This window comes from Cupriavidus sp. 22TCCZM04-2 (genome assembly GCF_057798895.1).
In genome coordinates this window covers 135,051-147,918 of record NZ_JBYOJS010000006.1, presented here as the reverse complement: position 1 = coordinate 147,918, position 12,868 = coordinate 135,051, and the positions used below count along the sequence as shown (strand labels likewise).

The following is a 12,868-nucleotide window of genomic DNA, read 5'->3' as shown; positions in this document are numbered from 1 at the left end:
GTTGTTGCCCGGCAATGACGACAGGTTGTGGTCGGGCAACAGTTGCACCAGCAAGGGGCGGCTCAGGCTGTCCCTTTTTCTTTTGATGGCTAGAATGGGGCTTTCCGTTCCACCCTACCGCTGATGTTCATGAACGCGTTCCCGCCCACGGCCACACCGGCCAAGCCGTTGCACCAGACTCGTGTGCGACTCCCCATGCTGGTGTCTGCCGCATTGCTGGTGGCGTCCGCGTGGAGTCAGGTTGCCCTGGCGCAGTCCTCTGACGTCTATGTTTGCGTCGGACCCAATGGGGTGCCGGAGTATCGCAACGGCAGCGCGGGTAAGGGGTGCAAGCGGCTGAACCTGCCCGATGTGGTCACCGTCCCGGGAGGACGTACGGCCGGCGCGGCAAAGGCCGCGTCGACGTCAGGCGGAGCAGGCGGCGGGACGGCGGCCACGAGCGGTTTTCCGCGCGTGGACAGCGCCACGCAGAGAAGCCGCGACAGCGAGCGGCGCACCGTGCTGGAGCAGGAGCTGCAGGCCGAGGACGCCAAGCTGGCGGCGCTGCGCGCCGAATACAACAACGGCCAGCCGGAGCGGCAGGGCAATGAACGGAATTATCAGAAGTATCTCGATCGGACGGCAGGTCTGCGCGATGACATCGGCCGCAGCGAGGCCAACGCGGCGTCGCTGCGCCGTGAACTCTCCAACCTGAAGGACTAGTCTTATGCGTCGCCTGATTCGCAGTGTGCCGCGCAAGGGCGGCGGCGCTGACGGCGGCCGCGGCGACACGGCTGGTCTGGCTTCACCGGTCGCGGGCCAGTGTGGCGGTCAGGTGTCGCCGCTGCAGGCGGGCCTCGATGTCGTGGCCAATCCCGTCCTGCTGGTCAGGCAGCCGGGTCTGCGCGTAGCCTATGCGAATCCGGCGGCCGAATCGACCTTCGCGGTATCGCGCAAGGCCATGCTGGAACTGTCCCTGCCGGACCTGTTCGGACCGTCTGAAGAGCTGCAGGGCATGATCGATACGGTGATCACGCGACAGTTCGACGTACGCCGGCAGGACCTGGTGTTGCGCCCGCCCTTGCAGGAGCCGATCCACGCGCATGTGGTGATCGGCGCGCTGGAAGCCTTCGGCGATACCGTGCTGGTCGAAGTCCTGCTTAATGAGCAGAAAGTCCGCAGCGACCGCGAGGAGCGTATCCTCGACCTGACTTCCGCCAATAAAGAACTCATCCGCAATCTGGCGCACGAGATCAAGAATCCGCTGGGCGGCATCCGCGGCGCGGCGCAATTGCTGGAATTCGAACTACCAGAGCGCTCGCTGCGCGAGTACACGCAGGTCATCATCAAGGAATCGGACCGCTTGCAGACGCTGGTGGACCGGCTGCTGGAGCCGCACCGCCACCCACATATCGTGTCGAGCCTGAATATCCACGAGGTGCTGGAGCGCGTGCGCTCGGTCGTGCTGGCCGAGTTTCCCAATGGCCTGGACATCGTGCGCGACTACGATGCGAGCCTGCCGGAGTTGCACGGCGATATGGAGCAGCTGATCCAGGCCGTGCTGAACATCGTCCATAACGCCGCGCAGGCGCTGGCCGAACGCATCGCGCGCGGCGATGCGCAGATCGTCTTGCGCACCCGGGTCGCGCGCCAGGTCACGATCGCCAAGCGTCTTTTCAAGCTGGCATTGGACTTGCATGTGATCGACAACGGCCCGGGAATTCCCGATGACATCCGCGAACGCATCTTCTATCCGCTGGTTTCGGGCAGGGATGGCGGCAGCGGTCTCGGTCTCACACTCGCTCAAACCTTCGTGCAGCAGCACGAGGGCTTGATCGAATGCGAGAGCAGGCCGGGCTGTACCGACTTCCGCATCCTGCTGCCGCTGCACTAGCTGTCCCGCCGGCATCCGCGATCGAACGTTGCACTGTCGCCAGGCGGGCATGCGGAAGACCAAATGACACCGAGCAGACAAGCGACGCACATGAAGCCGATCTGGATAGTCGACGACGACCAATCAATCCGCTGGGTACTTGAAAAGGCCCTGGCCCGTGAAAGCCTGCTCTCCCGCAGCTTTACCAATGTCCGCGACGTGCTAGCGGCATTGGAAGACGATGTTCCGCAAGTCCTGATATCGGATATCCGCATGCCCGGAGGATCGGGCCTGGACTTGCTGCAGACCATCAAGGCCAAGCACCCAGGCCTGCCCGTCATCATCATGACGGCCTATTCGGACCTCGACAGCGCTGTGGCGGCGTTCCAGGGCGGGGCCTTCGAATACCTGGCCAAGCCATTCGATGTCGACAAGGCGGTCGAACTAATCCGCCGCGCGCTGGAGGAAAGCCTGCGCGAGGCCGAGATGGACGACCGGCTCGTCGATGCGCCTGAAATCCTCGGCCAGGCGCCCGCCATGCAGGATGTCTTCCGCGCCATCGGCAGGTTGTCGCAGTCGAACGTGACCGTGATGATCACTGGCGAATCAGGCACCGGCAAGGAGCTGGTCGCGCGCGCGCTGCACAAGCACAGCCCGCGCGCCAACGGCCCGTTCATCGCCCTGAATACGGCCGCCATTCCGAAGGACCTGCTTGAATCGGAGCTGTTCGGGCACGAACGCGGTGCGTTCACGGGCGCGCAAACCATGCGCCGCGGGCGTTTCGAGCAAGCCGAGGGCGGCACGCTGTTCCTCGATGAAATCGGCGACATGCCGTTCGACCTGCAGACCCGGTTGCTGCGCGTGCTGTCCGACGGCAATTTCTATCGTGTTGGCGGCCACAATCCGCTGCGCGCCAATGTCCGGGTCATTGCAGCCACGCACCAGAACCTGGAGGTGCGCGTCAAGGAAGGCCTGTTCCGGGAGGACTTGTTCCATCGCCTGAACGTGATCCGGTTGCGGCTGCCTCCGCTGCGCGAGCGGCCGGAAGACATCACGCTGCTGGCCCGGCATTTCCTGCAGAAGAGCGCGAAGGAGCTGGGCGTGGAGCCCAAGCGCATGTCCGACGAGGCGCTGACCTATGTCAGCACCTTGCCGTTCCCGGGCAATGTGCGGCAGCTAGAAAACCTCTGCAACTGGCTGACCGTGATGGCGCCGGCCCAGACCATCGAGGTCAAGGACCTGCCGCGCGAAATGATCGGGACGGGCAGTGTCGTAGGCGTGCCGGCGGTGCATCGAGCCGTCGAGCCGCGCTTGCCTTCAACGGAGTCCGCTGGCGGCCACGACCTGTCTGACTATGGCGGCCTGGCCATGCCGGTTGCCGAGTCGGACACCATGACGGCGGTGCGACCCGTCACCGCATCGGCAGCTTCCGCGTTGGCATCGTCGACGGGCGGATGGGAAGGGTTGCTCGCCGGCGAGGCACGCGCGATGCTCGAATCCGGGTTGCCCGAAGTGATGGATGTGCTGACGCGGCGCTTTGAAAAGGCCGTCCTGGAGGCGGCGCTGGGCGTCACGCGCGGCCGCCGCGTGGAAGCCGCCACGCGCCTGGGCATTGGGCGCAATACCATTACGCGCAAGCTGCAGGAGCTGGGATTCGACTAGGCCGAAAAAGGCGCCCATTGATGTGTAAAAAGGCCGGGTTTTTTGTCCCGGCCTTTTTCATTGCCCGCTGCGCGCCGCTAGCAGCTGTCCTGCCATTTCAGCAAATCCTTCGCCGCCGCTGGCCTCGGTCACATAGGCGGGCGGGACCGGCAGTTGCGGCAGGATTTCGCGCACATTGGCCACCCCGACCGACAGCGGGAAATGCCGGAACATGCTGGCATCGTTGGCGGAGTCGCCAATGAACAGCCATTCGTCGCGTTGCGCATCGAGGTCATCGCCCAGGAGCTCGGCCACGCACAGCCGGCTCATGCTGAGCTTGTCATGCTGGCCGAACCAGCCGTTGACGTGAATGGAGCTGACGGTGGCGGTCATGCCGGCGTCCTGCATGAGCCGGACGATCCGGGTCACGGCATCTTCCGGCAGTGGCGCGACGTCTTCCGCATGGTCGATGGCGAGGTCGGCCGCATGCCAGGCCTGGTCTGAAGCGAGCGCGCTGCCGGGCACCTCGCGCCGGATGCGTTCGCCCAGTGCATGGATACGCTCAAGGTTGCGTGCCCGGGTCGGGGCATCATCGAGAAAGCGGGTCAGCAGCCGGCCATTGCGCAGATGGGAATAGAACGCGCCGTTCTCGCCGATGATGGCATTCACGGGCCAGAGCCGGACCAGGATCTCGGCCCATGCGATGCAGCGCCCGGTGACAGGAATGACATGCAGGCCGGACTGGCTCAATTGTTCAAGGGCCTGGGCCGCTCGCGCCGGCAGCCTGCCGCCGGTAGTCAGGGTGCCGTCGATATCCGTCAGGATGCCGCGCACGCGGCGCAGGGCGGAGGCGGGGAGATTTCGCAGGGGATGCATGGGTCGGCATTTTACTGCCGTCCGTCGCGAGCTTGCGGCATTGCACTGCAGCATGTCGCCTACTGGTGGTTTTGCTGAATTGCCCCGCGGGGTGCGACAGGCGTAACATGCCGCTGTCACAAAAAGCACATAAATTCGCTTGATTGACGATCACGATGCAGCGAAGACCCTGACCAGGAGAGACTGACCCATGTCCTTTTCCCGTAGTGTGCTGAAGATCGCCGTGCTGGCCGCCCTGACCGGGGCAGGCAGTGCCCAGGCAGCGGTCGAAATCCAGTGGTGGCATTCGATGGAAGGCGCCTTGAACGACAAGGTGAATGCCATAGCCAACCAGTTCAATGCCAGCCAGTCCGACTACAAGATCGTGCCGGTCTACAAGGGCCAGTATGACGAGTCGCTGGCGGCCGGTATCGCGGCGTTCCGTTCAGGCAACGCGCCCGCTATCCTGCAGGTCTTCGAAGTGGGCACGGCGACCATGATGAACGCCAAGGGCGCCATCAAGCCGGTGGCCACGGTCATGAAGGAAGCCGGCGAGAAATTCGACCCCAAGGCGTACATTCCCGCTGTCGCTGGCTATTACACGTCGAACAAGGGCGAGATGATGTCGTTCCCGTTCAACAGTTCGACCACGATCATGTACTACAACAAGGACGCCTTCAAGAAGGCCGGCCTTGACCCCAACAAGCCACCCGCGACGTGGCAGGAGGTGGCGACCGACTCGGCCAAGCTGAAGGCTGCCGGTGTTTCATGCGGCTATACCACTGACTGGCAGTCGTGGGTGCAACTGGAGAGTTTCTCAGCCTGGCACAACGTACTCTTCGCCACCGAAAACAATGGCTTCGGCGGCCCAGGTGCGCGCCTCGTGTTCAACTCGCCATTGCATGTGAAGCATATCGCCAATCTGCTCGACATGGCGCAGAAGGGCTACTTTGTCTATGGCGGCCGCAAGGACGAGCCGAAGGCCAAGTTCATTGCCGGGCAATGCGCGATGCTGACGGGTTCGTCGGCGGCGCTGGCCAATATTCGCAAGAACGCCAAGTTCGACTTCACGGCCGCGCCGTTGCCGTACGAGCAGGGCGTGCCGGGCGCGCCGCAGAACACGATCATCGGCGGTGCCTCGCTGTGGGTGATGGGCGGCCGCAAGCCCGAGGAATACAAGGGCGTGGCCAAGTTCTTCTCGTACCTGTCGCGCCCGGATGTCCAGGCCGACTGGCACCAGTCGACGGGCTACCTGCCGGTGACGGTGGCCGCCTATGAACTGACCAAGAAGTCCGGCTACTACGACAAGAACCCCGGTGCGGACGTGGCGGTCAAGCAGATGATCGTCAAGACTACCGACAAGTCGCGCGGTATCCGCCTGGGCAACTTTCCGCAGATCCGCAGCGTGATCGACGAAGAGCTCGAGGCTGTCTGGTCGGGCAAGAAGCAACCCAAGGAGGCGCTTGATGCCGCCGTGGCGCGCGGCAACGAACTGCTGGAGCGTTTCCAGAAGACGGTGCGCGAGTAAGCGTCGCGAGTTCGTGTAGCGGGGCAAGGCGAAGGCAGCCGCAACGGCGGCGCCCGGCCCTTGCCCGTTGTCCATGCGAGGCGGCGCCGTAACCGCCGCGGCACGAGATGCTTTATGGAAAAACGCGTTGTCTTCCGTTCATCCTGGCTGCCTTATCTGCTGGTGTTGCCGCAGATGGCGGTCACGCTGATTTTTTTCTTCCTGCCTGCCGGACAAGCGCTGTACCAGTCTGTGTTCCAGCAGGACGCCTTTGGCATCGAATTGCAGTACGTCGGGCTGGACAATTTCCGGACACTGCTGAATGACGGCGAATACCTGCACTCATTGCAAGTCACCGCGGTGTTCGCGGTGGGTGTGACGCTGCTGGGTTTGTCCGTCTCGCTGCTGCTGGCTTACTTTGCCGACCGCGTCGTGCGCGGCGCGACGGGGTACAAGACGCTCCTGATCTGGCCCTATGCCGTGGCGCCCGCCGTGGCGGGCGTGCTGTGGATGTTCCTCTTCAATCCTACGCTGGGCGTCGTTTCCTACGCGCTGCATGCGGCCGGCGTGGACTGGAATTTCCTGCTCAACGCCAACCAGGCCATGCTGCTGGTCGTCATCGTCGCCGCGTGGAAGCAGATCAGCTACAACTTCCTGTTCTTCCTCGCTGGCTTGCAGAGCATTCCGAAATCGCTGATCGAGGCGGCGGCGATCGATGGCGCCGGACCGTGGCGGCGCTTCTGGTCGATCGTATTTCCGCTGTTGTCGCCGACCACTTTCTTCCTGATGGTGGTCAATGTGGTCTACGCCTTTTTCGACACCTTTGCGATCATCGATGCCGTGACGCATGGGGGGCCGGTCAATGCCACCAATACGCTGGTGTACAAGGTCTATCACGACGGCTTCCGCGGACTCGATATCGGCGGCTCGGCGGCGCAGTCAGTCGTGCTGATGGGGATCGTGATCGCGTTGACGGTCGTGCAGTTCCAGTACGTGGAACGCAAGGTGCAATACTAAAAGGCGGACTGCAAGATGGTGGAACGACGACCTTTGCTCGATGTACTTTCGCATTTGATGCTGCTGCTTGGCGTGGGCATCGTGGCGTTTCCGGTCTATGTGACCTTTGTTGCCTCGACGCTGACCGCGGACCAGGTCTTGCAGGCGCCCATGACGTTGGTGCCCGGCAGCCACTTGCTGGAAAACTACAGGACGGTCCTAGTGGATGGCGTCGGCAATGCCGCATCGCCCGTCTCCACCATGATGAAGAACAGCCTCATCATGGCGCTGGGCATCGCGCTGGGGAAAATCGCGATCTCGATCATTTCCGCGTTTGCCATCGTCTATTTCCGCTTCCCGCTGCGCAAGACGTTCTTCTGGCTGATCTTCATCACGCTGATGCTGCCGGTGGAGGTCCGCATCCTGCCCACCTACAAGGTGGTGTCGGACCTCGGCATGCTGGACAGTTACTTCGGCCTGACGATTCCCATCATCGCCTCTGCCACGGCCACGTTCCTGTTCCGGCAGTTCTTCCTGACCATTCCCGATGAGCTGGCCGAAGCCGCGCGCATCGACGGGGCGGGGCCGTTGCGCTTCTTCTGGGACGTGGTGCTGCCGCTGTCGCGCACCAGCATCGCGGCGCTTTTTGTGATCCAGTTCATCTATGGCTGGAACCAGTACCTGTGGCCACTGCTGATCACCACGCAGAAGTCGATGACGCCGGTGGTCGTGGGCGTGACGCAGATGATCTCGCGCTCCGGCGATGCCGCGACGGACTGGAACCTGGTGATGGCGACAGTGATGCTGGCCATGATCCCGCCGGCCGTGGTGGTGGTGCTGATGCAGAAGTGGTTCGTCAAGGGACTGGTCGAAACCGAGAAGTAAGCGTGACCGGGGCGCGTGACCGGGTCACGCAGGCTGCACAGGAATATAACAATGGCAAAACTGTCGCTTCGCAATGTTCAGAAGACCTATGCCGGCAATGTCAGGGTCGTGCACGGTATCGACATGGAGATCGCCGATGGCGAGTTCATCGTCATCGTAGGGCCGTCCGGTTGTGGCAAGTCGACGCTGCTGCGCATGGTGGCGGGGCTGGAGACCATAACCGGCGGCGACGTCCATATTGGCGACAGGATCGTCAACCAGCTGGAGCCGGCGGAGCGGGATATCGCCATGGTGTTCCAGAACTACGCGCTGTACCCGCATATGACCGTGTACGACAACATGGCATACGGGCTGAAGATACGCGGCATGGCGAAGGCCGAGATCGAGCAGCGCGTCAGGCACGCGGCGGGTATCCTGGAGCTGGCGCCGCTGCTGGAGCGCAGGCCCCGGCAGTTGTCCGGCGGACAGCGTCAGCGCGTGGCGATGGGGCGTGCCATCGTGCGCGAGCCGTCGGTGTTCCTGTTCGACGAGCCGTTGTCGAACCTCGATGCCAAGCTGCGCGTGCAGATGCGGCTGGAGCTCAAGGAGTTGCATCGGCGCCTGGGAACCACCAGCCTGTACGTGACGCATGACCAGGTCGAGGCCATGACGCTGGCGGACCGCATGATGGTGCTCAATGGCGGGCGGGTGGAGCAGATCGGCACGCCGCTGGAGGTCTATGCCCGCCCGGCGAGTACGTTCGTCGCTGGCTTCATCGGTTCGCCGCCGATGAATCTCGTCCCCGTCGCGCGCAACGGCGACGCGGGCGGGGCGCAGATGCGGGTCGTCGGCAAGGAGGGGAATGCCAACGGCGCAACGCTGGGCCACCTGCCCATGGGGTTGCATCTGCCCGCGGAGGCGCTGCTGGGCCTGCGGCCCGAACATATCGAGCCCTGCGCCGCGCATGAGGCGATTGCCGAGGTGGATGTGCGCGTGGTCGAGGCGCTGGGCGCCGACTCCTTTGCTTATGGATCGCTGGGTGGTCAGCCCATCGTCGTGCGGCTGGACAGCCATGCGCGGGTGCAAGCGGGAGACAGGCTGCCGGTCACATCATCGGCCGATCACCTGCATTTTTTTGACGCCCAGTCGGGCAAGCGCATCGAGGCCTGAGCATGGGCACAAGCAATTCTCCGGTCGTCACGGCGGCCAACTGGCCATACCCGCGCTACATCGCTCATCGTGGCGCCGGCAAGCTGGCGCCGGAAAACACGCTCGCGGCATTTCGCCTCGGGGCGTCGCTCGGCTACCGCATGTTCGAGTTCGACGTGAAGCTCAGTGCGGACGGCAAGCCGATCCTGATGCACGACGCGACGCTGGACCGGACGACTTCCGGTTCGGGCCGCGTCGATGGGCTGACCCTGGGCGAGCTGGCGCAGCTCGACGCCGGTGCCTGGCACAGCCCGGCCTATGCTGGCGAGCCGGTTGCGACTCTGGCTGCCGTAGCCTGTTATACGCAAGCCAACGGGCTGCACAGCAATATCGAGATCAAGCCGGTGCCGGGGCGCGAAGCGCAGACCGGCGCTGCGGTGGCGCTGGATGCCCAGGGTTTGTGGCGCGACGCCGCGGTGCCGCCGCTGCTGTCGTCATTCTCGGAAGAGGCCCTGTCTGCGGCGCGCCAGGCCGTTCCAGAGCTGCCGCGTGCGCTGTTGGTTGACACCTTGCCCCGTGACTGGCTTGAGCGTGCCAGGGCCCTCGGTTGCGTGGCGCTGGACGCCAATCACAAGGTGCTGGACGCGCAGCTTATCGCCGCGGCGCACGCCGCAGGATTGAAAGTCCTGAGCTTTACGGTCAATGATCCCGAACGGGCCAGGGAACTGCTCGCCCGGGGGCTGGACGGGCTGATCACGGATGCGGTCGATGTCATCGCGCCGGCCTGATCATTATTGCGAAAGCGTTGTTTCCAAACCGAATTGATGCGTTACGCAGTTCCGCATCGCGAAAAGTCCACATTGCGCATAAGCAAACGTGCTATTCTTACCGCCGTGAAGACTTAGGTCCTTCCCCGCACAACTTGCCCTTTCGGGCCTTGTGACGGCACTTTCACTTCGGCGCCCTTGTGGTGCCGTTTGTCCAAGGGCCGTCCGTTGGGCTCCCAAGAGTTGTTTGCAATCCGCTAACCGGTCAAGCCGTGTCGCGGAAGGTTGAATAACCCGCTGAACTCCGGCATTCCCGGAGAAAAGTGAGCGTCCCATGATGCAGCAGTATCAGAGCAATTCGTATCTCTTCGGCGGCAACGCCCCGTACGTTGAAGAGCTGTACGAAGCCTACCTCCAGAACCCGACTTCGGTTCCCGACAACTGGCGCGCGTATTTCGACGCGATGCAGAACGTCCCCGCCGTCGACGGTTCCAATTCGCGTGACGTCCCGCACGCTCCCATCGTCGCCTCGTTCGCCGAGCGCGCCAAAGCCGGCCCCATCAAGACCATCGTTGCCTCGGCCGATTCCGACATGGGCCGCAAGCGCGTCGCTGCCACCCAGCTGATCGCCGCTTACCGCAACATTGGTACGCACTGGGCCGACCTGGACCCGCTCAAGCGCCAGGAGCGTCCGCCCCTGCCCGATCTGGACCCGGCTTTCTACGGTTTCTCCGAAGCTGATCTCGACATCGTCTTCAATGCCAGCAACACGTACTTTGGCAAGGAGTCGATGAGCCTGCGCGAGTTGCTCAACAACCTGCGCGAAACGTACTGCGGCACCATCGGCGCCGAATTCATGTATGTGAGCGACCAGGCGCAAAAGCGCTGGTGGCAGGAGCGCCTGGAATCCACGCGTTCTAAGCCGGTCTTCACGCTGGAAAAGAAGAAGCACATCCTGGACCGCCTGACGGCGGCCGAAGGCCTGGAGCGCTTCCTCCACACCAAGTACGTCGGCCAGAAGCGCTTCTCGCTGGAAGGCGGCGAAAGCTTCATCGCCGCGATGGACGAGCTGATCCAGGAAGCGGGCAGCAAGGGCGTGCAGGAAATCGTGATCGGCATGGCCCACCGCGGCCGCCTGAACGTGCTGGTCAATACGCTGGGCAAGATGCCGGCCGACCTGTTCGCCGAGTTCGAGGGCAAGCACGTCGATGACCTGCCGGCCGGTGACGTCAAGTACCACAAGGGCTTCTCGAGCGATGTCTCGACCCAGGGTGGCCCGGTTCACCTGTCGCTGGCTTTCAACCCGTCGCACCTGGAAATCGTCAACCCGGTGGTCGAAGGCTCGGCCAAGGCCCGCCAGGAGCGCCGCGGCGAAGTCGGCCACAAGGAAGTGCTGCCGGTGCAGGTGCACGGCGACGCGGCCTTCGCTGGCCAGGGCGTGGTCATGGAAACGCTGAACCTCGCGCAGACCCGCGGCTATGGCACGGGCGGCTCGATGCACATCGTCATCAACAACCAGATCGGCTTCACCACCTCCGATCCGCGCGATGCCCGTTCGACGCTGTACTGCACGGACGTGGTCAAGATGATCGAGGCCCCGGTGCTGCACGTGAACGGCGACGATCCCGAAGCCGTCGTGTACGCCATGCAGCTGGCCGTGGACTTCCGCATGGAGTTCAACAAGGATGTCGTGGTCGACATCATCTGCTTCCGCAAGCTGGGTCACAACGAGCAGGACACCCCGGCCGTCACGCAGCCGCTGATGTACAAGAAAATCAGCCAGCATCCGGGCACGCGCAAGCTGTACGCGGACAAGCTGGTCGCCCAGGGCCTGGTGCCGGCCGACTTCGGCGACGAAAAGGTCAAGGAATACCGCGCTGCAATGGACGCCGGCAAGCACACTGCCGACCCCGTCCTGTCGAACTTCAAGAACAAGTTCGCCGTGGACTGGATGCCGTTCCTGAACCGCAAGTGGACCGATGCTGCCGACACCGCCGTGCCGGTGACCGAGCTCAAGCGCCTGGCCGAACGCATCACCACCACGCCTGACACGCTGAAGCTGCACCCGCTGGTGGAGAAGGTCGTCAAGGACCGCGCCAACATGGGCCGCGGCGACCAGCCGCTGGACTGGGGCATGGGTGAACACCTGGCCTTCGCTTCGCTGGTGTCGTCGGGCTACCCGGTGCGCATCACCGGCCAGGATGCAGGCCGTGGCACCTTCACCCACCGTCACGCCGTACTGCACGACCAGGCCCGCGAACGCTGGGATGCCGGCTCGTATGTGCCGCTGCAGAACGTGTCGGAAAACCAGGCACCGTTCACGGTAATCGACTCGGTGCTGTCGGAAGAAGCCGTGCTCGGCTTCGAATACGGCTACTCGGCCGCCGAGCCGAACGCGATGGTGATCTGGGAAGCCCAGTTCGGCGACTTCGTCAACGGTGCCCAGGTGGTGATCGACCAGTTCATCTCGTCGGGCGAAGTGAAGTGGGGCCGTGCCTCGGGCCTGACGCTGATGCTGCCGCACGGCTACGAAGGCCAGGGTCCGGAACACAGCTCGGCCCGTATCGAGCGTTTCCTGCAGCTTTGCGCGGACCACAACATGCAGGTCTGCCAGCCGACCACGCCGGCACAGATCTTCCACCTGCTGCGCCGCCAGATGATCCGCCTGTTCCGCAAGCCGCTGGTGATCATGACGCCGAAGTCGCTGCTGCGTAACAAGGAAGCCGTCTCGCCGCTGTCCGACCTGGCCAAGGGCCACTTCGAAACGGTCATCCCCGACCACGAAGAGCTGAACGCCAGCAAGGTCAAGCGCGTGATCATGTGCTCGGGCAAGGTCTACTACGACCTGGTCAACTCGCGCAAGGAGCGCGAGGCGAACGACGCAGCGATCATCCGCCTGGAGCAGCTGTATCCGTTCCCGCACAAGGCGCTTGCCGCAGAGCTCAAGAAGTACCCGAACGCCACCGAAATCGTGTGGTGCCAGGACGAGCCGCAGAACCAGGGTGCCTGGTTCTTCGTGCAGCACTACATCATGGAAAACATGACGGAAGGCCAGAAGCTCGGTTATGCCGGTCGTCCCGCTTCGGCTTCGCCGGCAGTGGGCTACTACGCAAAGCACAACGAGCAACAGAAGGCGCTGCTGGATGCAGCGTTCGCCAAGCTCAAGGGCTTTGTCCTGACCAAGTAATTGTGGCAGCACGGCGGCGCTCGCAGATGACCGCCGTGTTCTTTTCTGCC

Annotated in this window: 10 protein-coding genes; 9 read left to right on the top strand and 1 reads right to left on the bottom strand. The window is 63.5% G+C overall.

Translation table 11 applies throughout. From position 1 onward, the window contains the following. The first annotated feature begins 123 nt into the window (after positions 1-123). The 3 genes from AC3FKG_RS12020 to ntrC all read left to right on the top strand — a co-directional run bounded on the left by AC3FKG_RS12020 (position 124) and on the right by ntrC (position 3,514). Positions 124-702 (top strand): DUF4124 domain-containing protein, encoded by a 579-nt coding sequence (locus AC3FKG_RS12020; RefSeq protein ID WP_483708435.1) that lies wholly within the window; start codon positions 124-126, stop codon positions 700-702. A 4-nt stretch (positions 703-706) separates the two neighbouring features. Beyond that, entirely contained in the window at positions 707-1,873 is a 1,167-nt protein-coding gene (gene glnL, locus AC3FKG_RS12015) for a nitrogen regulation protein NR(II) (RefSeq protein ID WP_483708433.1), read from the top strand. Between the two features lie 90 nt (positions 1,874-1,963). After that, on the top strand, positions 1,964-3,514 hold the full coding sequence (ntrC, locus tag AC3FKG_RS12010) for a nitrogen regulation protein NR(I) (protein WP_483708432.1): 1,551 nt from the start codon (positions 1,964-1,966) through the stop codon (positions 3,512-3,514). A 57-nt stretch (positions 3,515-3,571) separates the two neighbouring features. Here ntrC and AC3FKG_RS12005 read toward each other — a convergent pair whose 3' ends face one another. Beyond that, positions 3,572-4,369 (bottom strand): HAD-IIB family hydrolase, encoded by a 798-nt coding sequence (locus tag AC3FKG_RS12005; protein WP_483708430.1) that lies wholly within the window; start codon positions 4,367-4,369, stop codon positions 3,572-3,574. Between the two features lie 190 nt (positions 4,370-4,559). Here AC3FKG_RS12005 and ugpB point away from each other — a divergent pair, with 190 nt between their 5' ends. From ugpB to AC3FKG_RS11975, 6 genes are all read left to right on the top strand, one after another. Beyond that, the gene (gene ugpB / locus AC3FKG_RS12000; RefSeq protein ID WP_483708429.1) at positions 4,560-5,876 is read left to right on the top strand and encodes a sn-glycerol-3-phosphate ABC transporter substrate-binding protein UgpB; all 1,317 of its coding nucleotides are present in this window, start codon (positions 4,560-4,562) and stop codon (positions 5,874-5,876) included. A 114-nt stretch (positions 5,877-5,990) separates the two neighbouring features. After that, positions 5,991-6,872, top strand: coding sequence for a sn-glycerol-3-phosphate ABC transporter permease UgpA (gene ugpA, locus AC3FKG_RS11995; protein WP_483708428.1), 882 nt, complete (start codon positions 5,991-5,993; stop codon positions 6,870-6,872). A gap of 15 nt (positions 6,873-6,887) precedes the next feature. Then, positions 6,888-7,736 (top strand): sn-glycerol-3-phosphate ABC transporter permease UgpE, encoded by an 849-nt coding sequence (ugpE, locus tag AC3FKG_RS11990; protein WP_483708427.1) that lies wholly within the window; start codon positions 6,888-6,890, stop codon positions 7,734-7,736. Between the two features lie 51 nt (positions 7,737-7,787). Then, positions 7,788-8,885, top strand: coding sequence for a sn-glycerol-3-phosphate import ATP-binding protein UgpC (locus AC3FKG_RS11985; RefSeq protein ID WP_483708426.1), 1,098 nt, complete (start codon positions 7,788-7,790; stop codon positions 8,883-8,885). Positions 8,886-8,887: 2 nt separating this feature from the next. Then, positions 8,888-9,652, top strand: coding sequence for a glycerophosphodiester phosphodiesterase (ugpQ, locus tag AC3FKG_RS11980; protein ID WP_488743192.1), 765 nt, complete (start codon positions 8,888-8,890; stop codon positions 9,650-9,652). Between the two features lie 313 nt (positions 9,653-9,965). Beyond that, positions 9,966-12,818, top strand: coding sequence for a 2-oxoglutarate dehydrogenase E1 component (locus tag AC3FKG_RS11975; RefSeq protein WP_483708423.1), 2,853 nt, complete (start codon positions 9,966-9,968; stop codon positions 12,816-12,818). Positions 12,819-12,868: the final 50 nt, after the last annotated feature.

Coding starts and splice junctions, on each gene's coding strand:
- AC3FKG_RS12020 (WP_483708435.1), top strand. CDS start 124: ATGTTCATGAACGCGTTCCCGCCCACGGCCACACCGGCCAAGCCGTTG.
- glnL (WP_483708433.1), top strand. CDS start 707: ATGCGTCGCCTGATTCGCAGTGTGCCGCGCAAGGGCGGCGGCGCTGAC.
- ntrC (WP_483708432.1), top strand. CDS start 1,964: ATGAAGCCGATCTGGATAGTCGACGACGACCAATCAATCCGCTGGGTA.
- AC3FKG_RS12005 (WP_483708430.1), bottom strand. CDS start 4,369: ATGCATCCCCTGCGAAATCTCCCCGCCTCCGCCCTGCGCCGCGTGCGC.
- ugpB (WP_483708429.1), top strand. CDS start 4,560: ATGTCCTTTTCCCGTAGTGTGCTGAAGATCGCCGTGCTGGCCGCCCTG.
- ugpA (WP_483708428.1), top strand. CDS start 5,991: ATGGAAAAACGCGTTGTCTTCCGTTCATCCTGGCTGCCTTATCTGCTG.
- ugpE (WP_483708427.1), top strand. CDS start 6,888: ATGGTGGAACGACGACCTTTGCTCGATGTACTTTCGCATTTGATGCTG.
- AC3FKG_RS11985 (WP_483708426.1), top strand. CDS start 7,788: ATGGCAAAACTGTCGCTTCGCAATGTTCAGAAGACCTATGCCGGCAAT.
- ugpQ (WP_488743192.1), top strand. CDS start 8,888: ATGGGCACAAGCAATTCTCCGGTCGTCACGGCGGCCAACTGGCCATAC.
- AC3FKG_RS11975 (WP_483708423.1), top strand. CDS start 9,966: ATGATGCAGCAGTATCAGAGCAATTCGTATCTCTTCGGCGGCAACGCC.